Here is a 26,489-nt window from a genome sequence, read left to right as displayed (position 1 = left end):
TCCCGAGAGTCTCGCCCGCACGGTTCGGCGCGGCCGTCTCACTTGGTCGGTCGCCGGCCCTGACGCGGGCAGGGGTTTGGATGTTTATGCGGACCAAACCCTACTGGACGCTATTTGGGGCCGCGCGGGGAGGGTGCCCAACGCGCCGCACGACACCCCGAAGGGATGGAATGCGGGCCTCCGGCCGTCATCTGACGCCCCCTCTCCCCTCCGCTCCCCCTGCCACGACGACGGCCGGTCACCTGGTCGCGCCCACGCGGGCTAGCGTGACGGCGTGCCCTACTTCGACGCGGCCTCCTCCGCCCCCCTGCACCCCGTCGCCCGCCAGGCGCTGCTTGCCTCCCTGGACGAGGGCTGGGCCGATCCGGCCCGCCTCTACCGCGAGGGGCGGCGGGCCGCGCTGCTGCTGGACGCCGCCAGGGAGGCCGCCGCCGAGGCCGTCGGCTGCCGCCCGGACGAGCTCGTCTTCACCTCGTCCGGCACCCGGGCGGTGCACTCCGCGGTTTCCGGGGCACTTTCCGGGCGTCGGCGTGTCGGCCGCCATCTGGTGCTCTCCGCCGTCGAGCACTCGTCGGTACTCCACTCGGCCGCGGCGCTGGAGGCGTCCGGGGGGACGTTCACCGAGGTGCCGGTGGGCCGGACCGGCGCGGTGGACCCCTCGGCCTACGGGCAGTCCCTGCGCGCGGACACCGCACTGGCCTGCCTGCAGTCCGCCAACCACGAGGTGGGGACCGAGCAGCCGGTGGCGGAGACCGCCGAGATCTGTGCCGACGCGGGCGTGCCGCTGCTGGTGGACGCCGCTCAGTCGCTGGGCTGGGGCCCGGTTCCCGGCCGCTGGTCGCTGCTGGCGGCGAGCGCGCACAAGTGGGGCGGTCCGGCCGGGGTGGGGCTGCTGGCCGTGCGCAAGGGCGTCCGTTTCGCACCCCGAGGACCCGCCGACGAGAGGGAGTCCGGCCGTGCCGCCGGCTTCGAGAACATCCCGGCGATCGTCGCGGCGGCGGCCTCACTGCGCGCGGTACGCGCGGAGGCCACGGCGGAGGCCGTACGGCTGCGTGCCCTGGTGGACAGGATCAGGGCCGCGGTGGGGAACCTGGTGCCCGATGTGGAGGTGGTCGGCGATCCGGAGCGGCGGCTGCCGCATCTGGTCACCTTCTCCTGTCTCTATGTCGACGGAGAGACATTGCTCCACGAGCTGGACCGGGCCGGATACTCCGTTTCGTCCGGATCGTCCTGCACGAGCAGCACTCTGACGCCCAGCCATGTCCTCAAGGCCATGGGCGTGCTCACGGAGGGGAACATCCGCGTGTCGCTTCCGTCCGGGACGACGCGGGAGGAGGTCGACGGCTTCCTCGGCGTGCTGCCGGGCGTGGTGGCCGAGGTGCGGCAGAGGCTCGGCGCTCCCGTTTCGGCGGCCGCCTCGCCCACTCCACGGGCCTCCCTCGTGGTCGACGCGCTGGGCAGGCGCTGCCCGATTCCGGTGATCGAACTCGCAAAGGTGATCGGAGAGGTACCCGTGGGCGGCACGGTGACGGTGCTCTCGGACGACGAGGCCGCCCGTCTCGACATTCCGGCCTGGTGCGCGATGCGCGAACAGGAGTACGTGGGTGAGGAGGAGGCGGAGCACGGCTCGGCCTATGTGGTCCGCCGCCTCCTCTGACCCACCGGTACCGCGAGTGTCAGGAGAGGTGCTTACGAACCTCGGAGGCGGCCTCGTCGCCGTAGGCCTTGGTGAAGCGGTCCATGAAGTGGGTGCGGCGCAGGGTGTACTCCTGGGTGCCCACCGTCTCGATGACCAGGGTCGCGAGCATGCAGCCGACCTGGGCGGCCCGCTCCAGGCTCACGCCCCAGGCGAGACCGGAGAGGAAACCGGCCCGGAAGGCGTCGCCGACGCCGGTGGGGTCGGCCTTCTGCTCCTCCTCGGCACAGCCGACCTCGATGGGGTCCTGGCCGGCCCGCTCGATACGGACGCCGCGGGCACCGAGGGTGGTGACGCGGTGGCCGACCTTGGACAGGATCTCCTCGTCGCTCCAGCCGGTCTTGGACTCGATGAGCCCCTTCTCGTACTCGTTGGAGAAGAGGTACGTCGCGCCGTCGAGGAGGATGCGGATCTCCTCGCCGTCCATCCGGGCGATCTGCTGCGAGAAGTCCGCGGCGAACGGGATGCCTCGCGAGCGGCACTCCTCCGTGTGGCGGAGCATCGCCTCCGGGTCGTCGGCGCCGATCGAGACGAGGTCGAGGCCGCCGACGCGGTCGGCGACGCTCTTGAGCTCGATGAGGCGGGCCTCGCTCATGGCGCCCGTGTAGAAGGAGCCGATCTGGTTGTGGTCGGCGTCCGTCGTGCAGACGAAGCGCGCCGTGTGCAGGACCTCGGAGATCCGGATCGATTCGGTGTCGACGCCGTGCCGGTCGAGCCAGGCGCGGTAGTCGTCGAAGTCCGCGCCGGCGGCACCGACCAGGATCGGCTGTGTGCCGAGCACGCCCATGCCGAAGGCGATGTTGGCGCCCACTCCCCCGCGGCGCACGTCGAGGTTGTCGACGAGGAAGGAGAGCGAGACCGTGTGCAGCTGATCGGCGACCAGTTGGTCGGCGAATCGGCCGGGGAAGGTCATGAGATGGTCTGTGGCGATGGAGCCGGTGACTGCGATGCGCACGGGGTGGCTGCTCCTGCGGAAGGCGAAGGGAACGCGTGAGCGCGCCCTCCGGGACGGCGTGACAGTTCACGCTACCCGGTGGAGCCGCCGCGCTCGAAGGGGCAAAACTACCCGATAGTAGGTCTTTCTACCTGGGCACTGCCCTGCGTACGGTGCCGTTATGTCGAACACCATCGTTCCGCGTGAGTCCGAGATGAGCCTGGCCGAGCTGCGCGGCGACTGCGCACGCATGGCCCCGCACTGGGTCGCACCCGCCAAGACCGCGGCGAAGCCGGTGGCTCCGGTCGAACCCTCCCGGATCAACGGCGTCACGGTACCGCCGTCCTCGGCCCGGCTGATCGACGCCATGTCCGACTACGGGGACTGATCCGGGGGGCCCGGCCGGCCCGGCCGGCTCCGGCCCGGAACGCAGCACGGTTCCTCCGCGCACAGCGGGGGGGAACCGGGCGCTCCCCCGGCCCGTCCCACCGGTGTCCCCGCCCAGGGGGCGGACGATGCGCCAGTGACGGCCAGGCAGCCGAAGGAGCGATCCGGTGAGCACCGAGCAACCCGATAGTGACGTGACCGGTCCCCGGCGGCGGCGTTCGCCGTTCGCCGTCGCCTCGGTGGCGGCAGCCGTGCTGCTGGCCGGGGGCGGAGCGGCGTACTGGGCCTCGACTGCGTCGGGGGGCGGTACGGACGCGGGCCGTGCGGCGTCCGGGGACAGCTCCCCTCCCCCGCTCGCGCTGGACCTCGCGGACAGCTCGTCGACGCAGCCGCCGGGAATCGCGCCCGGCGAACCCGATCCGCACGGCGGCGGAGTCGTCTACCGCGCCTCCGGCGAACTGCCGGACGGCCCAGACAGCGCCGCCGTGCACCGCGCCGAGGGCACGGTGACCGCGGCCGAGGTGGCACGGCTGGCGAAGGCACTCGGAGTGCGGGGCGCACCGCACACGGACGGCACCGCGTGGAAGGTGGGCAGCGACGGCGACGGTTCCGGTCCCGTCCTGAAGGTCGTCAAGCAGGCGCCCGGGACATGGACGTTCGCCCGGTACGGCGCCGGCGGCCCGGACGCGTGCGAGCCCGGTCCGGCCTGTGCGAAGCAGGACCGGACACCGCCGTCCGGCCCGCCCGTGGACGAGAAGGCCGCGAAGGCCGCGGCAGCTCCGGTCCTGAAGGCCGCGGGACAGGACGGCGCCGCGCTCGACGCGGACCAGCTGATGGGTTCCGTACGTGTGGTGAACGCCGACCCCGTGGTGGGCGGGCTTCCCACGTACGGCTGGTCGACGGGGATCCAGGTGGGCGCAGGCGGCGAGATCGTGGGCGGCAGCGGGCACCTGAAGGGCCTGTCGAAGGGCGACACCTATCCGGTGACCGGTGCGGACGAGGCACTGGAGCAGCTGAACGCGGAGAGCCGGCAGTCCCCGAAGGGCGGTGTCGGCGGCTGCGCGACCTCCGTACCGCTGGAGGACGACCTCGCGCCGCAGCCCGACTGCTCGGGCGGCACGCCGCCGGTGACCACGGTGACGGTCGGGAAGGCCGAGTTCGGGCTCGCGGCGCGGTACACGGACGGCGAGCAGATCCTCGTACCCTCGTGGCTCTTCTCGGTGGAACCCGCGGGGGGCGGCCCCGGGAACACGATCGTCCAGGTCGCGGTCGATCCGGACCACCTCACGGACGGGAGCACCGGGCCCTCGCCGACACCCACGAAGGACCCGGCCGCCGGGGACGCGGCCATCACCTCGTACAGCGCTGACGGCCGGACGCTCGAGGTGACCTTCTGGGGCGGCGTGTGCAGCACGTACGCCGCCCGCGCCTCGGAGGACGGCACATCGGTGCGCGTGACGGTCACCGAGTCGAAGCCCGACCCGGGGAAGGCCTGCATCATGATCGCGAAGGAGCTGACCCGGACGGTGACGCTGGACACGCCGCTGGACGGCCGGAAGGTCGTCGACGCGGCGTCGGGCGAGACGGTACCGCGCGCCTGAACCCGCACGCGGACCGCGCGGACGAACGAACGGCGGCGGCCCTCCCGGATCCGGGAGGGCCGCCGCCGTCGTACGACTACGGGTTCAGCTGAAGGAGTCACCGCAGGCGCAGGAGCCAGTGGCGTTCGGGTTGTCGATCGTGAAGCCCTGCTTCTCGATGGTGTCCACGAAGTCGACGGAGGCGCCGCCCAGGTACGGGGCGCTCATCCGGTCGGTGACGACCTTGACGCCGCCGAAGTCCTTCACCACGTCCCCGTCGAGCGAACGCTCGTCGAAGAAGAGCTGGTAGCGCAGGCCCGAGCAGCCGCCGGGCTGAACGGCGACGCGCAGCGCCAGGTCGTCCCGGCCCTCCTGCTCCAGCAGGGCCTTGACCTTGGATGCGGCGGCGTCGGACAGGAGAATGCCGTCGCTCACGGTGGTGGTCTCGTCCGATACGGACATCTGCTTCTCTCCCGGGTTGTACGGACTGCTTGCCGACGGTCCAACCATCGGGGCCGCGGATTCATTCCGGGCCAGGCGCGTGTCTGTTCCCTTCATGCTCGCACACCGCGTGCGCCAGGGGATGCGTCACATCGACGCTATGGGCATCGTCAAGCTGACACGAAGCGGTTATGATAGATAACGTCAATTAGACGAAAAGGCGTTCCGCAGAAAAGAAAGGGTGCGTGTCGTGACCACCGCCCAGCCCCTGGATGTCCAGCCGACACCCCTCGCCCTTCTGCTGCTCGGCCGCGAGGCCGACCCGCGGAGCGAGCGCGGGGTCGAATGCCCGGGCGATCTGCCCTCCCCGTCCGACCCGGACCTGGTGGAGCGCGCCCGTGCCGCCAAGGAGAAGCTCGGGGACAAGGTCTTCGTCCTCGGTCACCACTACCAGCGCGACGAGGTCATCCAGTTCGCGGACGTCACCGGCGACTCCTTCAAGCTCGCCCGGGACGCGGCGGCGCGGCCGGAGGCGGAGTACATCGTCTTCTGCGGCGTGCACTTCATGGCCGAGTCCGCGGACATCCTGACGGGTGACGAGCAGAAGGTCGTCCTGCCCGACCTGGCCGCCGGCTGTTCGATGGCCGACATGGCCACCGCCGAGCAGGTCGCCGAGTGCTGGGACGTCCTGACGGAGGCGGGGGTCGCCGACGCGGTCGTGCCGGTCTCCTACATGAACTCCTCCGCCGACATCAAGGCCTTCACCGGCAGGCACGGCGGCACCATCTGCACCTCGTCCAACGCGAAGCGCGCGCTGGAGTGGGCGTTCGAGCAGGGCGACAAGGTGCTCTTCCTGCCGGACCAGCACCTGGGCCGGAACACGGCCGTGCGCGACATGGGCATGTCGCTGGAGGACTGCGTCCTCTACAACCCCCACAAGCCGAACGGCGGTCTGACCGCCCAGGAGCTCCGCGACGCGAAGATGATCCTGTGGCGTGGGCACTGCTCCGTGCACGGCCGCTTCTCGGTGGAGTCGGTCGAAGACGTACGGGCGCGGATCCCGGGTGTCAACGTGCTGGTGCACCCGGAGTGCAAGCACGAGGTCGTGGCAGCCGCGGACCAGGTGGGCTCGACGGAGTACATCATCAAGGCCCTGGAGGCGGCGCCGGCCGGCTCCAAGTGGGCGATCGGCACGGAGCTGAACCTGGTGCGCCGGCTGGCGAACCGTTTCGCCGCGGAGGACAAGGAGATCGTCTTCCTCGACAAGACGGTGTGCTTCTGCTCGACGATGAACCGGATCGACCTGCCGCACCTGGTGTGGACGCTGGAATCCCTGGCAGAGGGCAACCTCGTGAACCGGATCCAGGTCGACGTGGAGACGGAGAAGTACGCGAAGCTGGCGCTGGAGCGGATGCTGGCGCTGCCGTAGGACACGGCCGCCGGCCACGGCACGAGAAGGGCCCCCGGGCCCCGTCCTCGCGGACGGGGCGCGGGGGCCCTCACGTCGTCGGAGGCTGTCAGGCCTTCGCGGGCTCCGGTTCCCCGGAGGTGGCTTCCTCCGTCGTCTCCGGGTCGCTCCCGCCGGACTTCGCCTCGCGCCTGGCCGCCTTCTTCGCGGCGCGGCGCTCCTTGCGGAGTTCGACCATCGCGTAGAGCGTCGGCACCAGGAGCAGGGTCAGCAGCGTGGAGGTGACCAGGCCGCCGATGACCACGAGGGCCAGCGGCTGGGAGATGAAGCCGCCTTCGCCCGTGACGCCGAGGGCCATCGGGACCAGGGCGAAGATGGTCGCCAGTGCCGTCATCAGGATCGGCCGCAGACGGTGACGGCCGCCCTCCATGACCGCCTCGACGACTCCCATCCCCTGCGCCCTGTACTGATTGATCAGGTCGATCAGCACGATCGCGTTGGTCACCACGATGCCGATCAGCATCAGCATGCCGATCATCGCCGGGACGCCCATCGGGGTACCGGTGACGACCAGGAGGCCGATGGCCCCCGTCGCCGCGAAGGGGATGGAGACCAGCAGGATCAGCGGCTGGATGAGCGACCGGAAGGTCGCGACCAGCAGGATGAAGACGATCGCGACGGCCGCCAGCATGGCGAGCATCAGCTTCGTGTTGGCATCGTCCTGCTCCTGGGTGACACCACCGATGGTGGCGGTGGCACCGTCGGGGAGGTCCAGGGCGTCGATCTTCTTCTGGAGCGCGGTACTGACCGCGCCGGTGTCGTCGACGGTCGGCTTGGCGGTGACCGTGGCGGAGCGCTGACCGTCGATCCGGGTCATCGAGACGGGCCCCGGCACCAGTTCCACGTCGGCTATGTCGCCGAGCTTCACGGGGCCGAGCGGCAGGGCCTTGAGCTCGGCCATGGTGGTGGCCGGGCGCGAGGACCTGATGACGATGTCGCGCTCGGTGTCGTCCAGGACCGCCTTGCCGGACGGGGTGCCGCGCACCGCGCCCGCGACGATCCCGCCGAGCGCTGTCTGGTCGAAGCCCGCGGCCGCCGCCTTGTCGTTGGCCTTGACCGAGATCCGCGGGACGCTCTGGGACAGGTCGCTCTGGACGTCGGTGACGTCCTTGAGCTCGGCGACCTCGCCGCGCACCGTCTCGGACGCCTTCTTCAGGACGTCCGCGTCGGCAGCCTTGACGATGACGCTCAGATCCTGGGAACCGAAGTCACCGGCCGAGGCGAACGTGGTCTCGCCGATGCCGTCGAGCTCGCCGAGTGCCGCGCCGATCCTCTTCTCGGCGGACTCGTAGTCCGCCGCGTCCTTGAGGGTGATCTGGTAGGAGGCCTGGTTGGATCCCGTGCCGCCGCCGAAGGCCGCCATGAAACCGGACGAGCCGACGGTGACCTGGTAGTCCTCGATGCCCTTGTCGGCACCGAGCACCTTCTCGACCTTCCGCGCGGCCTCGTCCGCCGCGCCCAGGCTCGTGCCGGGGTCCAGCTCCTGCTTGAGGGTGAGGACCTCCTGTTCGCCCGCCTCGAAGAGCGTCGTCTTCAGCAGGGGCGCCATGCCGAAGGTACCGAACAGCACGGCGAAGGCGATGACGATGCTCGCGACACGGCGCTGGGTGGCGAAGCGCAGGACCGGGACGTACATCCGCTGGAGCCGGCTCGCCGCCTCCTTCTCCTCGGCCTGGCGGCGCGCCTCGTCCGGGTTCTCGGCGGTGCCCTTGGGCACACGGAGGAACCAGAAGGACAGCACCGGCACCACGGTGAGGGAGACCAGCAGGGAGGCCAGCAGGGCCGCCGTGACGGTGAGCGAGAACGAACCGAAGAGCTGGCCGACCATCCCGCCGACCAGGCCGATGGGGAGGAAGACCGCGACGGTGGTGAGCGTGGACGAGGTGATCGCCCCGGCCACCTCCTTGACCGCGGTGATGATCGCCGACTGACGCTCCTCGCCGTAGCCGAGGTGCCGCTTGATGTTCTCCAGGACGACGATCGAGTCGTCGACGACGCGGCCGATCGCGATGGTCAGCGCGCCGAGGGTCAGCATGTTCAGCGACAGGTCACGGGTCCAGAGCACGATCAGCGCGAGCACGATGGACAGCGGGATGGACACCGCGGTCACCAGCGTGGAGCGGATCGACGCCAGGAAGACCAGGATCACGACGACCGCGAAGAGCAGACCGAGCGCACCCTCGGTGGTCAGACCGGAGATCGACTTGGAGACGGCGGGTCCCTGGTCCGAGACCACGGTGACCTCCGCGCCCGAACCGAGGTCCTTGCGCAGGTCCGGGAGCTTGTCCCGGACGGCGTCCGAGATGGCGACGGCGCTGCCGTCCTTGTCCATCGTCGCCATGACGGCGAGGCTCGGCCTGCCGTTCGTCCGGGTGAGGGAGACCGCGGTGGCGGACTCCTGCTTCACGGTGGCGACGTCACCGACGCGGACCGGCTTCCCCGCCTCACCGGACGCGGGGTCCTTCGCGACGACCTGGAGGTCCTCGATCTGCTCCAGCGAGGTGAAGGCACCGCCGACCTGGATGGTGCGGCTCTTGCCCCCTTCGGAGAAGGAGCCGCCCGGCACGGTGGCGCCACCGGCCTGGAGGGCCTGTGCGAGCGCGGCGGTGTTCAGTCCGGCCGCCGCCAGCTCGCGGTCGTCCGGGACGACGGAGATCTGGATCTCCCGGACCCCGTCCACGGTGACCTGGCCGACGCCCTCGATGCCCTCGAGGGCCGGGACGACCGTGCGGTCGAGCTGGTCGGCCAGCGCCTGCTGGTCCTTGTCCGAGGTGACGGCGAGGACGACGGTCGGTATGTCGTCCGTCGAACCGGCGACGACCTGCGGGTCCACGGAGTCGGGCAGCTGGACGCGGGCACGGTTCACGGCCTGCTGGATGTCGGCGACGAGCTGCTTGGTGCCCTCGTCGCCGAAGTCGAAGCTCGCCATGATGACGGCGTTGCCCTCGCTGGCGGTCGAGGTGATGCCCTCGACGCCGTCGACGGCCTTGATGGCGTTCTCGAGGGGTTCGACGACCTGCTTCTCGACCACGTCGGGGGACGCACCCTGGTAGGGCGCCAGCACCGACACCATGGGGAGTTCGATGGTGGGCAGCAGCTGCTGCTTGAGCTGCGGGATCGCGATCGCTCCGAAAACGAGCGCGACGATCGAGATCAGTCCGATCAAAGCCCGTTGCGCGAGGCTGAATCTGGACAGCCAGGACATGGGTGGGTCTCTCTTCTGTGGCGTACGCGGCAGGTGGGCGGCTGCCGGTGCTCACGTCGGTGCACCGTGCGTGCTCACGCCGGTGATCACAGGGGACACAGACCGCCCACCTATACGATCGCCGGGTCCGCGGGCGAAGTCGTCGGCCCCCGGGTTACTTTCCCGGGCCGCGCATACCGCAGCTGGAGTAGCCGGATCTACACCCGTCACTCCACCCTGGGGCGCACCAGGCCCGATTCGTATGCAATGACGACCAATTGCGCCCGGTCCCGCGCGCCCAGCTTCGCCATGGCCCGGTTCACATGGGTCTTCACGGTGAGGGGGCTGACGACGAGGCGGTCCGCGATCTGGTCGTTGGAGTGCCCGCCCGCGACCTGGACGAGCACCTCCCGCTCGCGCCCCGTGAGCGCGGCGAGGCGCTCGGAGTACTCCGCCCCGTCCGGCCCCTCCCCGGCGCTGCCGCCCTGGGCGAGGAAGCTGGCGATGAGGCCCTTGGTCGCGACCGGGGAGAGCAGCGCCTCACCGGCCGCGGCGACACGGATGGCGTTGAGCAGTTCGTCCGGCTCCGCGCCCTTGCCCAGGAAGCCGGACGCGCCGGCACGCAGGGACTGCACCACGTACTCGTCCACCTCGAAGGTGGTGAGCATGACGATCCGTACGCCCGCCAGGTCCGGGTCCGCGCTGATCATCCTGGTCGCGGTGAGCCCGTCGGTGCCCGGCATGCGGATGTCCATCAGCACGACGTCGGCGCGCGTCGAGCGGGCCAGTGCCACGGCCTCCGCCCCGTCGGCGGCCTCCCCGACGACCTGCATGTCCGACTCGGAGTCGACCAGCACCCGGAACGCGCTGCGCAGCAGTGCCTGGTCGTCGGCGAGCAGCACCTTGATGGGCGTCATGCGCATCCCCCCGTCGTGCCCGCCGTGTCCGGCCGCTCCGGCGCGTGTGTGCGGGACGTGAGGGGCAGGATCGCATGGACCCTGAAGCCGCCCCCGTAACGGGGTGCGGCCGTGAGGGTGCCGCCGAGGGCGGTGACACGCTCGCGCATGCCGATCAGGCCGTGCCCGCCCCCGTCGTCAGGGGCCCGGCGGGGGGCCTGCCCGCCGCCATCGTCGATCACGGTTATCTCCGCGGTCCCTCCGACGCGTACGACACTCACCTCGGCCTTGGCGCCGGCGCCCGCGTGCTTGCGCACGTTGGTCAGGGCCTCCTGGATGATCCGGTAGGCGGCGAGGTCGGCCGCCGCGGGCAGCGGACTGTCCGGATCGGTGCAGGCCACCTCGACGGGGAGCCCGGCGTTGCGGAAGGTGTCGACCAGCGCGTCGAGGACGGCGAGACCCGGGGCGGGTTCCGTGGGCGCCTCCGGGTCGCCGGACTGGCGCAGCAGCCCGACCGTGGCCCGGAGCTCGTTGAGCGCGGAGCGGCTGGCCTCCCGCACGTGGGCGAGTGCCTCCTTCGCCTGGTCGGGGCGCTTGTCCATCACATGGGCGGCGACCCCGGCCTGCACGTTGACCAGGGCGATGTGGTGGGCGACGACGTCGTGGAGGTCCCTGGCGATCCGAAGGCGCTCCTCGGCGACCCGGCGGCGGGCCTCCTCCTCGCGGGTGCGCTCCGCGCGTTCGGCCCGTTCCCTGATCGCGTCGATGAACGCGCGCCTGCTGCGCACCGCGTCCCCGGCGGCGCAGGCCAGCCCCGTCCAGGCGAGCACCCCGACGTTCTCCTGGCTGTACCAGGGCGTCGGGCCGACCACCATCGCCGCCATGGTCAGCACCAGCATGGTCAGCAGGCCGGCACGCCAGGTGGTGGGGCGGTCAGTGCGGGACGCGACGGTGAACAGCGCGAGGACCACGCTCAGCACCACGGGGGCGGGCGGATCCGTCAGGAGGAACCCGACGGCGGACAGCAGTCCCGTCACGGCGAGCACGGCGACGGGCCTGCGCCGGCGCAGGACGAGGGCCACGGCGGCGAGGACCATCAGCAGCATGCTGAACGGTCCGGGGGGACGGGCGTGGAAGACGGGCCCGTGGCCCGGGTCCGGCTCGGCGAACGCCGCGCAGATCATGCAGACGAGCACGGCTGCCGCCAGCCCCCGGTCGAAGGCGAGGGGATGGCCGCGCAGCCAGCGGCGGGGCCGCACGAACCCGGTTCCGAGGGTGGTCACGTCGAGCAACGGTACGGCGTGTCGTCGACGGGGCGGTCCGGACGCCGTCACAGCGCGGGAATCGTCCGTGCGCCGACAGGCGACCGTACGGACGCCCGGAACAGCACGGTGCCCCGCGCCGGACCGGGCGGGGCATCGCGGGGAGTGTGGAGCGGGCGGCTCCGGTCAGCCGGGGATCAGCCCGTCGTCGCGGAGCATGGAACGCACCTCTTCGAGCGTGGCGTCAGGTGCCGGAAGGATCAGTTCGGACGGCTCCAGGGAGTCGTCCGGGAGAGGCGCGCCGAGCTCGCGCACCTTGTCCAGAAGCGCGTGGAGCGTGGTCCGGAAGCCGGGTCCGTCTCCGCTCTCCATCTCCGCGAGGAGTATGTCGTCGAGCTTGTTCAGCTCGGCGACATGACTGTCGGCCAGTACGACCTGGCCCTCCCCCATGATCCGTACGATCATGACGCCGCCCTCACTGCTTGTCGAACTTGTGCGGGGACTGCTGCGACTGCGGTGCCGCGTCCTCGGCGCCGCCCTCGATGGCCTGCTGCTGCCCGGCGGAACCGCCGGCCAGCTCGGCCTTCATGCGCTGCAGTTCCAGCTCCACATCCGTACCACCGGAGATGCGGTCCAGCTCGGCGGCAATGTCGTCCTTCGCCGTGCCGGACGGGTCGTCGAGCGCGCCGGAGGCCAGCAGCTCGTCGATGGCTCCCGCACGCGCCTGGAGCTGCTGCGTCTTGTCCTCGGCCCGCTGGATCGCCAGGCCGACGTCGCCCATCTCCTCGGAGATGCCGGAGAAGGCCTCGCCGATCCGGGTCTGGGCCTGGGCCGCGGTGTAGGTGGCCTTGATGGTCTCCTTCTTCGTGCGGAAGGCGTCCACCTTGGCCTGCAGGCGCTGCGCCGCCAGAGTGAGCTTCTCCTCCTCACCCTGCAGCGTCCGGTGCTGCGTCTCCAGGTCCGTGACCTGTTGCTGGAGGGCGGCGCGCCTCGACAGCGCCTCGCGGGCCAGGTCCTCGCGGCCGAGCGCGAGCGCCTTGCGCCCCTGGTCCTCCAGCTTGGACGACTGTCCCTGCAGCTGGTTCAGCTGCAGCTCCAGGCGCTTGCGCGAGGTCGCCACGTCGGCGACTCCGCGGCGTACCTTCTGGAGCAGCTCCAGCTGCTTCTGGTACGAGTAATCGAGGGTCTCGCGCGGATCCTCGGCCCGGTCAAGGGCCTTGTTTGCCTTCGCGCGGAAGATCATCCCCATACGCTTCATGACACCGCTCATGGGCTTCGCGCGCCCCCTTCTGACGAACTGAGCTCCAGCACTCCAACAGAACCCACAGTACGGGCCCTGTCTCCATTACCGCACTGTTCGAGCACGGATGTGCTCCTCCGCAAGGACGACTGCCGCCGATGACCACTCCCGCCCAGGGAGTAGACGAACATCGGGGACGATGCCGACGGCGTCCGTTCTGTCCCTGTCGGGACGCTTTTCAGGACGCAGGCCGTTGCCGGATCGTTCCCGGCCGGTCCCCGGTACTCCCGGGCGACCCCGTACCCTTGGGTTTTGTGTTCCGTAGCCGTTCCAAGGAAGAGAAGGCCCCCACCGGCAAGGTGACGGCGGACCTCTCCAAGCAGCCCCGCGACCCTCAGGCTCCCAAAGGTCGCCCCACCCCCAAGCGCAGCGATGCCCAGACGCAGCGCCGACGTGCCTCCAGCGGCGCGCCGACCGATCGCAAGGAGGCCGCGAAGCGCCAGCGCGAGGCCCGCCGGGCGGACATGGCCCGACAGCGGGAAGCACTCGCGTCGGGCGACGAGCGTTATCTGCCGGTCCGCGACAAGGGGCCCGTGCGCCGCTACGTCCGCGACTTCGTGGACTCGCGCTTCTGCATCGCGGAATATTTCCTTCCGCTCGCGGTGATCATCCTGATCCTCAGCGTGATCCAGGTGCAGAACATCCAGAACATCTCGCTGCTGCTCTGGCTCGGCGTGATCGTGCTGATCGTCGTCGACTCCATCGGCCTCGGGTTCCGTCTGAAGAAGCAGCTGGCCCAGCGCTTCCCGGACACCCCGAAGCGCGGCGCGGTGGCCTACGGCCTGATGCGCACGCTCCAGATGCGCCGGCTGCGTCTGCCCAAGCCGCAGGTCAAGCGCGGAGAGCGGCCCTGACCACGGAGACCTCCGGCTTCACGGGGGTGTCCTCCCAGTGGCTGAGCGGGCTCGGCGGACTGCGCAACACCGTCCGCCAGGAGCTCGTCGCCCGGCAGCTCGACGAGCAGATAGCCGCGCGCTACCCCGTGGGGCAGCGGCTGCGGGTGCTGGACGTCGGCATGGGCCAGGGCACGCAGGCCCTGCGCCTGGCGCGGGCCGGGCACTCCGTGACGGGCCTGGAGTCCGACGCCGAGATGCTACGGACCGCGCGGGAGTCACTGGCGGGCGAGCCCGAGGGCATCCGGGAGCGGGTGCGGCTCATCGAGGGCGACGGCCGTGACACCGGGGTGCACTTCCTGCCCGGCAGCTTCGACGTGGTGCTCTGCCACGGTGTGCTGATGTATGTGCCCGAGCCGGATCCGCTGCTGGCCGGTCTGGCCCGGATGCTGGCTCCCGGCGGTCTGCTCTCGCTGCTCGTGCGGAACGCGGACGCGCTGGCGATGCGGCCGGGGACGGCCGGCGACTTCGGCGCGGCCCTCGCCGCGTTCGAGACGGACACGTACACGAACAGGCTCGGTCTCTCCGTCCGGGCGGACCGCCTCGAAGTGCTGCGGGCCACCCTCGCCGGGATCGCCGCCCCACTGCACACCTGGTACGGCGTGCGGGTCTTCACGGACAACGTGAGCAACGAGGCGGAACTGCCCGGCCCCGAGGAACTGGCGCGCGTGTTCGACGCCGAGGACAGGGCCGGGCGGACCGACCCGTACCGCGGGGTGGCCGCGCTGCTGCACCTGTGCGGCGTGCGCGGCTGACAGCGCTGCCTGCGTACCGCTGATCGGCCCAGCAGCGCAGGCCGCCGCCGCCGGGCCCTGGCCATACTCCGGGCATGGACGCAACCCCTTCCCGCACCCGGGTACGCCGCTCGCTCATGCCCCTGGCCGCCGGTGCCTGCGCGATCGCCCTGACGGGCGGCTGCGCCGGGCCGGGACCGGCCCCGTCGGCCGCCCCGGACCGGCGAGCGGTGGTGTCCCGCGCGACGGGCGACCTGGAGGACCGGTACCAGTCGGTCATCAAGGACGTGCTGCCCTCCGTCGTGCAGATCGGCGCCGGGGACGGGCTCGGCTCGGGCATCGTCTACGACGACAAGGGGCACATCGTCACGAACGCCCATGTCGTGGGCGACGAGAAGTCCTTCGACGTCAGCGTCGCCACCGGTGAGAAGGTGCTGAAGGCCTCCCTCGTCTCGTCCTACCCCGAGCAGGACCTGGCCGTCATCAAGCTCGACGACGCGCCTGACGGGCTACGTGCCGCGGAGTTCGGGGACACCGACGAGGTGGAGGTGGGGCAGATCGTCCTGGCGATGGGCTCACCGCTCGGACTGTCCAGCAGCGTCACCCAGGGCATCGTCTCGGCCGTGGGGCGGACCGTCAGCGAGAGCCGCTCGGGCGGCGGCACCGGGGCGACGCTCGCCGACATGGTGCAGACCTCGGCGGCGATCAACCCGGGCAACAGCGGTGGCGCCCTGGTGAACCTCGACAGCGAGGTGATCGGTATCCCGACCCTCGCGGCGACCGACCCCCAGCTGGGCGACTCCGCGGCGCCGGGGATCGGGTTCGCCATCCCCGTCTCCATGGTCCGGACGGTCGCCGACCAGATCATCGAATCGGGCAAGGTCACCGACTCGGGCCGGGCGGCGCTGGAGATCACGGGACGCACCGTCGTCGACGACGCGTACAAGCCCGCGGGTGTCGCGATCGTCAGCGTCCAGAAGGGCGGGGCCGCGGAGAAGGCCGGGCTGCGAGCCGGCGACATCATCACCCGGATCGGTGACGACCGGGTCACGACGATCACCTCCCTCTCGGAGGCCCTGGCGGGCGACAAGCCGGGCGAGAAGGTCGAGGTGACGTACACCCGGGGCGACGCGGCGAAGAGCGCCGAGGTCACCCTGGGAGAGATCTGAGAGCCGGTCAGGGGCCCATGGTCACCGGCGGCCGGGGAGCCCGCCCGGACGCCGGGGTCCGGGCGGGTCCGCGGGCCTCAGTCGGCCTGGAGGCCCATGGGGCCGTAGATCTTCGTCGCGTCCTCGAAGAGCGTCACCTGGTCCGCGCCGCCTTCGAGGAGCTCCTTCCAGAACTCACCGATCCAGGACTCCGCGTCGCCCTGGGTCGTGAACTCCTCCGGCTGCAGCGCCGGCTCCGTCTCCGTACCGTCGGACTTCTCGAACCGCCACGTCCACGCCATGTCCGCCTCCTGGGTCACGTTGCTCCCCGAAGACTAGTGGGTGTCCCGGGCGCGCAGGTGGCGGATGGACACGGGAGGATCAGAGCGTGGAACTGACACTGCTCGGCACCGGCGCCCCCGACGGGCTGCCGCGGCCCGACTGCCCCTGCGCCGTCTGCGCCTCCTCCCGCGGCGGCGGGGCACGGGCCGCCACCGCGCTGCTCGTCGACGACGCGCTGCTGCTGGACCTCACCCCGGGTGCCGTGTTCGCCGCCGCCCGCGCGGGCCGCTCGCTCGCCGCCGTGCGGCAGGTGCTGCTGACCCACCCCCATGACGGGCCCGCGGTGGAGCTGCCCGCCTCCCTCCCGCCCGCGAGCCGTGTCCCGGACGGCCAGGAGCTCACTCTGATCAGCGGCCACCGGGTACGGGCCCTGGCGATGGACGCGCCGGGTACGGGTTACGAGGTGACGTCGCCGGAGGGCGAGCGCCTGCTGTACCTGCCGCCCGGGGCCTCCCCCGCCGGCCTGGCGGCCCCGGTGGCGGAGCCGTACGACATGGTCGTGTGCGACGTGATCGGGCGGCCGGACGCCGTGGCCAGGCTGCGGGCCGTCGAGGCGGTCGGGCCGGACACCGAGGTCGTCGCCGTCCATCTGGACCACGACGCGCCGCCCGGGGCCGAGCTGGACCGCCGGCTCGCGGCCGGCGGCGCCCGGGCGGTGCCGGACGGCTCGACGCTGCCGGTCGGCGCGTACCACGCGGTTCCCGAGGTGCCCCGGCGCACGCTGGTCACGGGCGGGGCACGTTCGGGGAAGTCGGTGGAGGCCGAACAGCGTCTGGAGACCTTCCCCGAGGTGGTCTACGTGGCGACGGGCGGGCGCCGTGAGGGGGACGCCGAGTGGGCGGCCAGGGTCGGGCTGCACCGCGAGCGCAGGCCCGCCGCCTGGCGCACCGAGGAGACCTGCGAACTGGTGGGTCTGCTGGAGGAGGACGGCCCGCCCCTGCTGATCGACTGTCTGTCGCTGTGGCTGACGGACGCGATGGACCGGGTCGACGCGTGGGACGACGGCCGGTGGGCGGACGGCGGGGAGGAGAAGCTCCGCGGACGCGTCGCCGAGCTCGTCCGCGCGGTGCGCGGGACGCGTCGTACGGTCGTCGCCGTGACGAACGAGACCGGCTCGGGCGTGGTCCCCGCGACGGCCTCGGGGCGGCGCTTCCGGGACGAACTGGGCCGCCTGAACGCCGCGTTCGCCGCCGAGTGCGAGCAGGTGATGCTGGTGGTGGCGGGGCAGGCGCTGGTGCTGCGGGGCTGAGGCGCGGGAGGGTGCGGGGCCGGAGATGGGGGAGGGCGTGCCGGGTACTGTTCCGGACAGGAGCCCCCCGGCGGGTTCCGGCCCACCTAGCGCCGACCCGCGAGGCAGACCCCCGTGAACCTGGACGACTTCTCCGACCTGATCGAACGCCCCGACGGAGGCGTACGGCGTGATGCCGAGGAACACCGGGAGCGGCTCGCCGTTCCCGTCGGCGCCCTCGGCCGGCTCGACGAGTTGGGGGAATGGCTGTCGGCCGCCCAGCAGTCGGTGCCCGTCAAGGCGATCGAGCGGCCGCGCGTCGTGCTGTTCGCCGGTGACCACGGGGTGGCGGAGCTGGACGTCTCGGGCCGGGCCGCCGGGACCGCGCACGAACTCGTCCGCGCGGCGCTGGACGGCGCCAGCCCCGTCGCCGTGCTGGCCCGCCGCTTCTCCGTGCCCGTGCGGATCGTCGACGCCGGTCTGGACTGCGATCCGGATCTGCTGCCCGAGGCCGTCGTGCGCCACCGGGTGCGGCGCGGCAGCGGCCGGATCGACGTCGAGGACGCGCTGACGGCCGAGGAGGCCGAGGAGGCCGTACGGCTCGGGATGCGCATCGCGGACGAGGAGGCCGACTCCGGCACGGATCTGGTGGTGCTGGGCGATCTGAGCGTCGGCGGCACGACGGCCGCCTCGACTCTGATCGCCGCCCTGTGCGGTACGGACGCCTCGGTGGTGACCGGGCGCGGCGGTGCGGGCATCGACGACCTGGCCTGGATGCGCAAGTGCGCGGCGATCCGGGACGCGTTGCGACGGGCCCGCCCGGTCCTCGGGGACCAGCTGGAGCTGCTGGCCACCGTCGGCGGCGCGGACCTGGCGGCCATGACGGGGTTCCTGCTGCAGAGTGCGGTGCGCCGGATGCCCGTCGTGCTGGACGGCGTGGTCTCGGCGGCCTGTGCGCTGGTGGCCCAGCGGGCCGCCTTCCGGGCCCCGGACTGGTGGCTGGCCGGCCAGGTCAGCGGTGAGCCGGCGCAGGCGAAGGCGCTGGACCGGATGGCGCTGACCCCGCTCCTGGACCACGGGGTGACGGTGGGTGAGGGAAGCGGCGCGCTGCTGGCGCTGCCGCTCGTCCAGGCCGCGGCCGCCCTGGCGGCGGAGCTGCCCGAGCGGGCTCAGGAGCCCGCGGAGGAGGAGACGGGGGAGCCGTCGGACGACGCGGAGCCCGCGGGGTCGACCGCCTGAGCGGTCCGTCCGGCCGGCGGGAGGCCAGGGCTCAGGTCCCGCCGCCGCCCGGCCTGGGGCCCGGCAGCGGGGTCTTGTCCGGGGCCCCGCCGATCAGGTCCTGGAAGCGGCGTCGCGGCCCCACCCAGCGGACGTCGTGGTGATACGCCCTCAGCACCGCTCTGGCGCGGGTCCGGTGGCGCCGGCGGTAGAAGCGCCTGGCCCACAAGGAGGCGGGCCGGGCCAGCCGGATCGCCCCGATCAGCGCGACGAAGGGGATGAGCGTGCCGATCACCGCCATCCGGGCCTTGCCCTTGAACAGCGCGGTCAGCACGAAGCCGAAGTTGACGACGTAGGTCAGGACGACGCCCAGTCTGTTCTGCTGCTGTTCGCCGCTCAGCTGGTCCACCCCGAGCGGCGAGAATCCGGCGAGCACCAGCAGGACGAGCGAGGCGGTGAGGACGACGACCTCCACGCTCCGGCGGCCCTCCTCCGTCCAGTAGACGTCGTCGAGGTGCAGGATCAGCGCGAACTCGTCGAGGACCAGACCGGCCCCCACCGCGAAGACGACGGCGAAGACGCCGGCGGCGGCGCCGTGCTGACCGCTCGCCACCGCGCCGAAGCCCCCGACCACCGAGAGCACGACGCCGGGGACGACGTGGTGGACGTGCACACCGCCGGGCGTGAAGTTGCGGAACGGCCCCTTCCCGGCCCTGATCATCCGGGTGATCATCCTGGTGATCGCGAAGGTCAGCACGAAGGCGCTCAGGGCGAGCAGCAGCGGGAGCTTGCCCGGCTCGACGATGTTCTGCTGGAACCAGTGACCCATGCCACCTCCGCCCGAAGGCCCTTCCCTGCCGCACTTCTGATGTTTCGGGTCACTTTGCCCGATCCGGCGTGCTGCCGCACCGGCTAGCGTGCGCGCGGTGACCCCCCTGAACAGCCATGGCCTGCGCTTCGCATTCGGCACCCTGACCGCGCTCCCCGTCCGCGTCTCCCGCTGGGACCGCGGGACCGCCCGGGCGGGCATGCTGTGCGCCCCGGCCGCCGGACTCGTCGTGGGGCTGCTCGCCTCGGTCCCCGGGGTGCTGCTCCTGCTCGGCGGGGCGGGCCCCCTGGCGGCAGCGGTGGCCTCCGCGGCGCTTCCCGCCGCGCTCACCCGCGGGCTGCATCTGGACGGGCTCGCGGACACGGCGGACGGGCTCGGCAGCGCGAGACCGGCCGAGGACGCGCTGCGGATCATGAAGCAGTCGGACATCGGCCCGTTCGGCGTGATCACCCTGGTGTTCGTGTTGCTGGCCCAGGTCGCGGCGCTCTTCGAGCTGTACGGCCGCGGCTGGGCGGACGGCGCGCTGGGCACGGTCGCCGCCGCCGTCACGGCCCGGCTCGCGCTCACGCTGGCCTCACGCCGGGGCGTGCCGCCCGCCCGCCCGGAGGGACTGGGCGCCGCGGTGGCGGGGGCGGTGCCGCCCTGGGGCGCGGCGGCCGTGGCCTGCGCGGTGGTGGCGTGCTGCGCGGCGGCCGGCGCGCTGCTCGGACACGGCGGCGCCCTGCACCACGCCCTCGCGGCCCTGGCCGGTCTCCTGGCCGCCCAGGTGATGCTGCGTCACTGCGTGCGGCGCTTCGGCGGGGTGACCGGCGACGTGTTCGGCGCGCTGGAGGAGACGGCCGCGACGGCTGCCCTGCTCGTGCTGGCGACGGGCTGACGGATCCCGACGGACCCGCCCCCGTGAGCCGGGACCAAGGGCGCGCGTAGGCTCATTCCCGGCACATCGAGGCTGCGTCCACGATGCGCCGGGCACGGTCGGCCACCCCTCGACCGGCAGAGACCGGCAGACAACTCAACGGAAGCGAGATTTCACCACCGTGACAGCTCTCACTCTCAGCACCTCAGGTGCGGCGACGCTGCGCGCCGACGCACTCGTCGTCGGCGTCGCCAAGGCCGCCGGATCCAAGGCTGGGGGCCTGGTCGTGGCACCGGGCGCCGAGGCCGTGGACAAGGCGTTCGACGGCAAGCTCGCCACCGTCCTGGAGACCCTGGGCGCCTCGGGTGCCGAGGGCGAGGTGACCAAGCTCCCCGCTCCGTCCGGCCTCAAGGCCCCGGTCGTCATCGCAGTCGGGCTGGGTCCGGTCCCGGCGAAGGACGACGCGTACGACGCCGAGGCACTGCGCCGGGCGGCGGGCAGCGCCGCGCGTGCGCTGAAGGGTTCGAAGAAGGCCGGCTTCGCGCTGCCGACGGAGTCCGCCGAGGACGCCGGGGCAGTCGCGGAGGGCGCCCTGCTGGGTGCGTACGCCTTCACCGCCTACCAGGGCGGCGAGAACAAGCTCGCCCCGAAGGGCGACAGGTCCGGCAAGGACGCGAAGCTCCCGCTCGGCGAGGTGGCCCTGCTCGGCGGCAAGCCGCGTGACAAGGCCTTCAAGGCGGCCGCCGAGCGCGCCGTCGCGGTGGCCGAGGAGATCAACCGCGCCCGCGACCTGATCAACACCCCGCCGAACGACCTGTACCCCGAGTCCTTCGCCGCCGTGGCCACCGCCGCCGGCAAGGAGCACGGCATCAAGGTGCAGGTCCTGGACGAGAAGGCGCTCGTCAAGGGCGGCTTCGGCGGTCTGCTCGGCGTCGGCCAGGGCTCCACGCACGGCCCGCGCCTGGTCAAGCTGTCCTACACCCACCCCAAGGCGGAGAAGACGCTCGCCCTGGTCGGCAAGGGCATCACCTACGACTCGGGCGGCATCTCGCTGAAGCCGGCCGGGCACAACGAGACGATGAAGTGCGACATGGCGGGTGCCGCCGCCGTGTTCGCCGCCGTCGTCTCGGCCTCCCGCCTCGGCCTCCAGGTCAACGTCACCGGCTGGCTGGCCCTCGCCGAGAACATGCCGTCCGGCAACGCCACCCGCCCCGGTGACGTGCTGCGCATGTACAGCGGCAAGACCGTCGAGGTCCTGAACACCGACGCCGAGGGCCGGCTGGTCCTCGCCGACGCGCTGACCCGCGCCTCCGAGGAGAAGCCGGACGCGATCGTCGACGTCGCGACCCTGACGGGAGCGATGGTCCTGGCACTGGGCAACCGCACCTTCGGCGTGATGGCCAACGACGACGCCTTCCGTACGTCGATCCACGAGATCGCCGAGGAGGTCGGCGAGGCCTCCTGGCCGATGCCGCTCCCCGCCGACCTGCGCAAGGGCATGGACTCCCCGACCGCCGACATCGCCAACATGGGCGAGCGGATGGGCGGCGGCCTGGTGGCCGGTCTGTTCCTCCAGGAGTTCGTGGGCGAGGGCATCGCCTGGGCTCACCTGGACATCGCGGGCCCGGCCTTCCACGAGGGCGCGCCCTACGGCTACACGCCCAAGGGGGGCACCGGCTCCGCCGTCCGCACCCTGGTGCGGCTGGCCGAGCGCACCGCGGCCGGCGACCTCGGCTGAGCTCCGGAGCCGGCGTCCACACGGACCCGCGCGCGAGGTTCACTCGCGGCGCACACGGCCCCGGGCATACGTCCGGGGCCGTGGGTGTTCCCCTCCGTGGCTCCGACCGCCATTTTTCCGGAAATCTGTACGTATCGGTAACCGTCCGGACAGGATCCTGGTCCGGCTCGGAGCAGGGGCCCGCGTCCCGTCCGCCCCCAACAAGTGCGAAGATGGGTTCTCGGCAGGACAGGGCCCCCACCACAGGGCCGAATAACGCAAGCGGCCGAACACCAGCCGACCGGCCGGTCACACCCCAGCGACGGGGCCCGGCGTACGGCGCACATGCATGGAGGACGTGACGTGGCGAACGACGCCAGCACCGTTTTCGACCTAGTGATCCTCGGCGGTGGCAGCGGCGGTTATGCCGCGGCCCTGCGCGGGGCTCAGCTGGGCCTGGACGTCGCACTGATCGAGAAGGGCAAGGTCGGCGGCACCTGCCTGCACAACGGCTGTATCCCGACGAAGGCACTGCTGCACGCCGGCGAGATCGCCGACCAGGCCCGCGAGGCCGAGCAGTTCGGTGTGAAGGCCACCTTCGAGGGCATCGACATGGCGGCCGTCCACAAGTACAAGGACGACGTGATCTCGGGCCTGTACAAGGGTCTGCAGGGTCTGATCGCCTCGCGCAAGGTGCACTACATCGAGGGTGAGGGCCGGCTCTCGTCGCCCACCTCGGTCGACGTGAACGGCCAGCGCGTCCAGGGCCGTCACGTGCTCCTGGCGACCGGCTCCGTGCCGAAGTCACTGCCCGGCCTGGAGATCGACGGCAACCGCATCATCTCCTCGGACCACGCGCTGAAGCTCGACCGCGTGCCCACGTCCGCGATCGTCCTGGGCGGCGGCGTCATCGGCGTCGAGTTCGCCTCGGCGTGGAAGTCCTTCGGCACCGACGTCACGATCGTCGAGGGCCTGAAGCACCTCGTCCCGGTCGAGGACGAGAACAGCTCCAAGCTTCTCGAGCGCGCGTTCCGCAAGCGCGGCATCAAGTTCAACCTCGGCACCTTCTTCGACAAGGCCGAGTACACACAGGACGGCGTCAAGGTCTCCCTCGCCGACGGCAAGACCTTCGAGGCGGAGGTGCTGCTGGTCGCGATCGGCCGCGGCCCGGTCTCGCAGGGTCTGGGCTACGAGGAGGCCGGCGTCGCGATGGACCGCGGCTACGTCCTCGTCGACGAGTACATGCAGACCAACGTCCCGACGATCTCGGCCGTCGGTGACCTGGTCCCGACCCTCCAGCTCGCCCACGTCGGCTTCGCCGAGGGCATCCTGGTGGCGGAGCGCCTCGCCGGTCTCAAGACCGTGCCGGTCGACTACGACGGCGTGCCGAAGGTGACGTACTGCCACCCCGAGGTCGCCTCCGTCGGTATCACCGAGGCCAAGGCCAAGGAGATCTACGGTGCGGACAAGGTCGTGGCCCTCAAGTACAACCTGGCGGGCAACGGCAAGAGCAAGATCCTGAAGACCGCGGGCGAGATCAAGCTCGTCCAGGTCAAGGACGGTGCCGTGGTCGGCGTCCACATGGTCGGTGACCGTATGGGCGAGCAGGTCGGCGAAGCACAGCTGATCTACAACTGGGAGGCGCTGCCGGCCGAGGTCGCGCAGCTCATCCACGCCCACCCGACGCAGAACGAGGCGATGGGCGAGGCCCACCTGGCCCTGGCCGGCAAGCCTCTCCACTCCCACGACTGATCCAGTCCCGGGGACGACCGACCACTTCCGCACTTTCGTAAGGAGCAACTGAAACCATGTCGGTTTCCGTAACCCTTCCGGCGCTCGGCGAGAGCGTCACCGAGGGCACTGTCACCCGTTGGCTGAAGGCCGAGGGCGAGCGCGTCGAGGCCGACGAGCCGCTGCTCGAGGTCTCGACCGACAAGGTCGACACCGAGATCCCCGCGCCGGCCTCCGGCGTGCTCGCGTCCATCAAGGTCGCCGAGGACGAGACCGTCGAGGTCGGCGCCGAACTGGCCGTCATCGACGACGGCTCGGGCGCGCCTGCCGCCGCCGAGGCGCCTGCCGCCGAGGCTCCGGCCCAGGAGGCACCCGCCGCTCCGGCCGAGGAGGCCCCGGCCCCCGCCGCCGAGGCTCCCGCCCAGGAGGCACCCGCCGCCGCTCCGGCCGGTGGCGCCTCCGGCACCGACGTCACCCTCCCCGCGCTCGGCGAGAGCGTCACCGAGGGCACCGTCACCCGCTGGCTGAAGGAGGTCGGCGAGGAGGTCACGGAGGACGAGCCGCTGCTCGAGGTCTCCACGGACAAGGTCGACACCGAGATCCCCGCCCCGGTCTCCGGCGTGCTGCTGGAGATCGTCGTCGCCGAGGACGAGACCGCCGAGGTCGGCGCCAAGCTCGCCGTCATCGGTGCTCCGGGTGCCGCGCCCGCCGCCGCTCCGGCAGAGGCCGCCCCGGCCCCCGCCGCGGCTCCGGCCCCGGCTCCGGCACCGGCTGCTCCCGCGGCCCCGGCCCCGGCTCCGGCTCCGGCTGCTCCCGCCGCTCCGGCTCCGGCACCGGCCCAGGCCGCTCCGGCCGCCCCGGCACCGGCTGCACCCGCCCCGGCCCCGGCCGCGCAGGCTCCGGCCGCCCCGGCCGCTCCGGCCGCACCCTCGGGTGACGACGGCGCGTACGTGACGCCGCTGGTCCGCAAGCTCGCCGCCGAGAACGGCGTCGACCTGGGCGCGGTCAAGGGCACCGGCGTCGGTGGCCGCATCCGCAAGCAGGACGTGGTGGCCGCCGCGGAGGCCGCCAAGGCCGCCGCTGCCGCTCCGGCTCCGGCCGCCGCCGCCGCTCCCGCGGCCAAGGCCGCGCCGAAGCTCGAGGCGTCCCCGCTGCGCGGTCAGACGGTCAAGATGACCCGCATGCGCAAGGTCATCGGCGACAACATGATGAAGGCCCTGCACTCGCAGGCCCAGCTGACCTCGGTCCTCGAGGTCGACATCACCAAGCTGATGAAGCTGCGCAACCAGGCGAAGGAGTCCTTCGCCGCCCGTGAGGGCGTCAAGCTGTCCCCGATGCCGTTCTTCGTGAAGGCGGCGGCCCAGGCGCTGAAGGCCCACCCGGTCGTCAACGCCCGGATCAACGAGGACGAGGGCACCATCACGTACTTCGACTCGGAGAACATCGGCATCGCCGTGGACGCCGAGAAGGGTCTGATGACCCCGGTCATCAAGGGTGCGGGCGACCTGAACATCGCCGGTATCGCGAAGAAGACGGCCGAGCTGGCCGGCAAGGCCCGCGGTGGCGGCCTCACCCCGGACGACATGTCCGGTGCGACCTTCACCGTCAGCAACACCGGTTCGCGCGGTGCGCTGTTCGACACGGTCATCGTGCCGCCGAACCAGGCGGCCATCCTGGGCATCGGTGCCACGGTCAAGCGTCCGGCGGTCATCGAGACCGCCGAGGGCACCGTCATCGGCGTCCGCGACATGACCTACCTCTCGCTCTCCTACGACCACCGTCTGGTGGACGGCGCGGACGCCGCCCGCTACCTGACCACGGTCAAGGCGATCCTCGAGGCGGGCGAGTTCGAGGTCGAGCTCGGCCTCTGAGCCGTACAGCTGTAACCAGCCTCACCAGCGGCGCCCCCGTCCGGAACACTTCCGGACGGGGGCGCCGCCGTATTGTCTAGACACCGCCGGTCATCTCCGGCCGCCGTGTCGGCGCAGGCAGCACCGGTTCGCCCCGAAGGAGCCCCCCATGACCCCGCCCGTCGTCCACTCGCTGCGCGAACAGATCCGCGAGCACATCGTGGAAGGGATAGTCAGCGGGCGCTGGAAGCCGGGCGAGCGGATCGTGGAGCGCCGTATCGCCACCGAGCTGGAGGTCAGCCAGACGCCCGTGCGCGAGGCGCTGCGGGAGCTGGAGACGCTGCGGCTGATCGAGTCGGCGCCCAACAAGGGCGTCCGGGTGCGCAATCTCAGCGCGGCCGATCTCGAGGAGAGCTATCCGGTACGGGCCGGACTGGAGCAGATCGCCGCGGAGCTGGCGGCCCCCGCGCTCGCCGAGGACTGCTCGGCGCTCACCCCGCACGTCGCGGCGCTGTACGAGGCGGACCGGCTGGCCGACGGCGAGGCGCAGGTCCGGCACACAGTGGCCTTCCACCGGGAGATGGTGCGTGCCGCCGGTAACGCCGTGCTGCTGCACACCTGGGAGGGTCTGGGCATCGAGGTGTTCACGGCCCTGTCGATCCGCTGGCTGGGCACGGTGCAGAAGTCGTACGCGGAGGAGCACGAGGCACTCATCGAGGCGTTCCTGCGACGGGACCCGCAGATCGCCGTGCTGGTGAAGGAGCACGTCCTCGGGTGTGCGCCGCGCGCCTGATG

23 protein-coding genes are annotated in these 26,489 nt (G+C 71.9%); 14 read left to right on the top strand and 9 right to left on the bottom strand.

Annotated elements, in window-relative coordinates; translation table 11 throughout:
• Positions 1-274 precede the first annotated feature (274 nt).
• Positions 275-1,657: a cysteine desulfurase/sulfurtransferase TusA family protein gene (locus P8A20_RS26945; RefSeq protein ID WP_147963049.1), complete on the top strand. Its 1,383-nt coding sequence runs from the start codon at positions 275-277 to the stop codon at positions 1,655-1,657.
• 19 nt (positions 1,658-1,676) lie between these two features.
• Here P8A20_RS26945 and P8A20_RS26940 read toward each other — a convergent pair whose 3' ends face one another.
• On the bottom strand, positions 1,677-2,651 hold the full coding sequence (locus tag P8A20_RS26940; RefSeq protein WP_147963050.1) for a carbohydrate kinase family protein: 975 nt from the start codon (positions 2,649-2,651) through the stop codon (positions 1,677-1,679).
• Between the two features lie 160 nt (positions 2,652-2,811).
• Between P8A20_RS26940 and P8A20_RS26935 the strand changes: the two genes are divergently transcribed.
• Entirely contained in the window at positions 2,812-3,018 is a 207-nt protein-coding gene (locus tag P8A20_RS26935; RefSeq protein ID WP_147963051.1) for a hypothetical protein, read from the top strand.
• 166 nt (positions 3,019-3,184) lie between these two features.
• Positions 3,185-4,618: a hypothetical protein gene (locus tag P8A20_RS26930; protein WP_306104385.1), complete on the top strand. Its 1,434-nt coding sequence runs from the start codon at positions 3,185-3,187 to the stop codon at positions 4,616-4,618.
• An 84-nt stretch (positions 4,619-4,702) separates the two neighbouring features.
• Here the strand turns inward: P8A20_RS26930 and P8A20_RS26925 are convergent, their stop codons facing one another.
• Complete coding sequence (locus tag P8A20_RS26925; RefSeq protein WP_014156674.1) at positions 4,703-5,059, bottom strand: HesB/IscA family protein; 357 nt, start codon at positions 5,057-5,059, stop codon at positions 4,703-4,705.
• A gap of 220 nt (positions 5,060-5,279) precedes the next feature.
• Between P8A20_RS26925 and nadA the strand changes: the two genes are divergently transcribed.
• On the top strand, positions 5,280-6,467 hold the full coding sequence (gene nadA / locus P8A20_RS26920) for a quinolinate synthase NadA (RefSeq protein WP_187282383.1): 1,188 nt from the start codon (positions 5,280-5,282) through the stop codon (positions 6,465-6,467).
• 88 nt (positions 6,468-6,555) lie between these two features.
• On the opposite strand, the gene P8A20_RS26915 is transcribed toward nadA, so the two are convergent.
• The 5 genes from P8A20_RS26915 to P8A20_RS26895 all read right to left on the bottom strand — a co-directional run bounded on the left by P8A20_RS26915 (position 6,556) and on the right by P8A20_RS26895 (position 13,106).
• Positions 6,556-9,711: an efflux RND transporter permease subunit gene (locus tag P8A20_RS26915; protein ID WP_306104384.1), complete on the bottom strand. Its 3,156-nt coding sequence runs from the start codon at positions 9,709-9,711 to the stop codon at positions 6,556-6,558.
• 206 nt (positions 9,712-9,917) lie between these two features.
• Entirely contained in the window at positions 9,918-10,607 is a 690-nt protein-coding gene (locus tag P8A20_RS26910; protein WP_147963069.1) for a response regulator, read from the bottom strand.
• Complete coding sequence (locus P8A20_RS26905; RefSeq protein WP_147963070.1) at positions 10,604-11,869, bottom strand: sensor histidine kinase; 1,266 nt, start codon at positions 11,867-11,869, stop codon at positions 10,604-10,606. Before P8A20_RS26905 ends, P8A20_RS26910 begins: the two co-directional genes overlap by 4 nt.
• 165 nt (positions 11,870-12,034) lie before the next feature.
• Positions 12,035-12,313, bottom strand: a complete 279-nt coding sequence (pspAA, locus tag P8A20_RS26900; RefSeq protein ID WP_014156669.1) for a PspA-associated protein PspAA — start codon at positions 12,311-12,313, stop codon at positions 12,035-12,037.
• A 10-nt stretch (positions 12,314-12,323) separates the two neighbouring features.
• Positions 12,324-13,106 carry a PspA/IM30 family protein gene (locus P8A20_RS26895; RefSeq protein WP_147963071.1) on the bottom strand — a complete coding sequence of 261 codons (783 nt, stop codon included), beginning with the start codon at positions 13,104-13,106 and terminating at the stop codon, positions 12,324-12,326.
• Between the two features lie 296 nt (positions 13,107-13,402).
• Here P8A20_RS26895 and P8A20_RS26890 point away from each other — a divergent pair, with 296 nt between their 5' ends.
• From P8A20_RS26890 to P8A20_RS26880, 3 genes are all read left to right on the top strand, one after another.
• The gene (locus tag P8A20_RS26890) at positions 13,403-14,002 is read left to right on the top strand and encodes a DUF3043 domain-containing protein (protein ID WP_147963072.1); all 600 of its coding nucleotides are present in this window, start codon (positions 13,403-13,405) and stop codon (positions 14,000-14,002) included.
• Between the two features lie 59 nt (positions 14,003-14,061).
• Positions 14,062-14,796 (top strand): class I SAM-dependent methyltransferase, encoded by a 735-nt coding sequence (locus P8A20_RS26885; RefSeq protein WP_187282441.1) that lies wholly within the window; start codon positions 14,062-14,064, stop codon positions 14,794-14,796.
• Between the two features lie 74 nt (positions 14,797-14,870).
• Positions 14,871-15,944 carry a S1C family serine protease gene (locus P8A20_RS26880; RefSeq protein ID WP_147963073.1) on the top strand — a complete coding sequence of 358 codons (1,074 nt, stop codon included), beginning with the start codon at positions 14,871-14,873 and terminating at the stop codon, positions 15,942-15,944.
• Positions 15,945-16,021: 77 nt separating this feature from the next.
• Here P8A20_RS26880 and P8A20_RS26875 read toward each other — a convergent pair whose 3' ends face one another.
• Complete coding sequence (locus P8A20_RS26875; protein WP_147963074.1) at positions 16,022-16,225, bottom strand: hypothetical protein; 204 nt, start codon at positions 16,223-16,225, stop codon at positions 16,022-16,024.
• Positions 16,226-16,311: 86 nt separating this feature from the next.
• Between P8A20_RS26875 and P8A20_RS26870 the strand changes: the two genes are divergently transcribed.
• Positions 16,312-17,514: a bifunctional adenosylcobinamide kinase/adenosylcobinamide-phosphate guanylyltransferase gene (locus P8A20_RS26870; RefSeq protein WP_306104383.1), complete on the top strand. Its 1,203-nt coding sequence runs from the start codon at positions 16,312-16,314 to the stop codon at positions 17,512-17,514.
• A 114-nt stretch (positions 17,515-17,628) separates the two neighbouring features.
• Positions 17,629-18,732 (top strand): nicotinate-nucleotide--dimethylbenzimidazole phosphoribosyltransferase, encoded by a 1,104-nt coding sequence (cobT, locus tag P8A20_RS26865; RefSeq protein WP_147963076.1) that lies wholly within the window; start codon positions 17,629-17,631, stop codon positions 18,730-18,732.
• Between the two features lie 31 nt (positions 18,733-18,763).
• Here the strand turns inward: cobT and P8A20_RS26860 are convergent, their stop codons facing one another.
• On the bottom strand, positions 18,764-19,540 hold the full coding sequence (locus P8A20_RS26860) for a hypothetical protein (protein ID WP_147963077.1): 777 nt from the start codon (positions 19,538-19,540) through the stop codon (positions 18,764-18,766).
• Positions 19,541-19,637: 97 nt separating this feature from the next.
• On the opposite strand from P8A20_RS26860, the gene P8A20_RS26855 reads away from it, so the two are divergent.
• The 5 genes from P8A20_RS26855 (at position 19,638) to P8A20_RS26835 (ending at position 26,487) form a co-directional block, all read left to right on the top strand.
• Positions 19,638-20,417: an adenosylcobinamide-GDP ribazoletransferase gene (locus P8A20_RS26855; protein WP_147963078.1), complete on the top strand. Its 780-nt coding sequence runs from the start codon at positions 19,638-19,640 to the stop codon at positions 20,415-20,417.
• A gap of 160 nt (positions 20,418-20,577) precedes the next feature.
• Entirely contained in the window at positions 20,578-22,134 is a 1,557-nt protein-coding gene (locus tag P8A20_RS26850) for a leucyl aminopeptidase (protein WP_306104382.1), read from the top strand.
• Positions 22,135-22,476: 342 nt separating this feature from the next.
• Positions 22,477-23,865 carry a dihydrolipoyl dehydrogenase gene (lpdA, locus tag P8A20_RS26845; RefSeq protein ID WP_014156658.1) on the top strand — a complete coding sequence of 463 codons (1,389 nt, stop codon included), beginning with the start codon at positions 22,477-22,479 and terminating at the stop codon, positions 23,863-23,865.
• 56 nt (positions 23,866-23,921) lie between these two features.
• The gene (gene sucB, locus P8A20_RS26840) at positions 23,922-25,715 is read left to right on the top strand and encodes a 2-oxoglutarate dehydrogenase, E2 component, dihydrolipoamide succinyltransferase (RefSeq protein ID WP_306104381.1); all 1,794 of its coding nucleotides are present in this window, start codon (positions 23,922-23,924) and stop codon (positions 25,713-25,715) included.
• 148 nt (positions 25,716-25,863) lie between these two features.
• Entirely contained in the window at positions 25,864-26,487 is a 624-nt protein-coding gene (locus P8A20_RS26835; RefSeq protein ID WP_147963080.1) for a GntR family transcriptional regulator, read from the top strand.
• The last annotated feature ends 2 nt before the right edge of the window (positions 26,488-26,489 follow it).

The sequence above is a fragment of the Streptomyces sp. Alt3 genome (assembly GCF_030719215.1).
Taxonomy (GTDB): domain Bacteria; phylum Actinomycetota; class Actinomycetes; order Streptomycetales; family Streptomycetaceae; genus Streptomyces; species Streptomyces glycanivorans.
Note: the sequence above shows the minus strand (reverse complement) of the source record. Positions and strands in the feature narration are given on the sequence as shown.

Coding starts and splice junctions, on each gene's coding strand:
- P8A20_RS26935 (WP_147963051.1), top strand. CDS start 2,812: ATGTCGAACACCATCGTTCCGCGTGAGTCCGAGATGAGCCTGGCCGAG.
- P8A20_RS26925 (WP_014156674.1), bottom strand. CDS start 5,059: ATGTCCGTATCGGACGAGACCACCACCGTGAGCGACGGCATTCTCCTG.
- P8A20_RS26915 (WP_306104384.1), bottom strand. CDS start 9,711: ATGTCCTGGCTGTCCAGATTCAGCCTCGCGCAACGGGCTTTGATCGGA.
- P8A20_RS26910 (WP_147963069.1), bottom strand. CDS start 10,607: ATGACGCCCATCAAGGTGCTGCTCGCCGACGACCAGGCACTGCTGCGC.
- pspAA (WP_014156669.1), bottom strand. CDS start 12,313: ATGATCGTACGGATCATGGGGGAGGGCCAGGTCGTACTGGCCGACAGT.
- P8A20_RS26895 (WP_147963071.1), bottom strand. CDS start 13,106: ATGAAGCGTATGGGGATGATCTTCCGCGCGAAGGCAAACAAGGCCCTT.
- P8A20_RS26880 (WP_147963073.1), top strand. CDS start 14,871: ATGGACGCAACCCCTTCCCGCACCCGGGTACGCCGCTCGCTCATGCCC.
- P8A20_RS26875 (WP_147963074.1), bottom strand. CDS start 16,225: ATGGCGTGGACGTGGCGGTTCGAGAAGTCCGACGGTACGGAGACGGAG.
- P8A20_RS26860 (WP_147963077.1), bottom strand. CDS start 19,540: ATGGGTCACTGGTTCCAGCAGAACATCGTCGAGCCGGGCAAGCTCCCG.
- sucB (WP_306104381.1), top strand. CDS start 23,922: ATGTCGGTTTCCGTAACCCTTCCGGCGCTCGGCGAGAGCGTCACCGAG.
- P8A20_RS26835 (WP_147963080.1), top strand. CDS start 25,864: ATGACCCCGCCCGTCGTCCACTCGCTGCGCGAACAGATCCGCGAGCAC.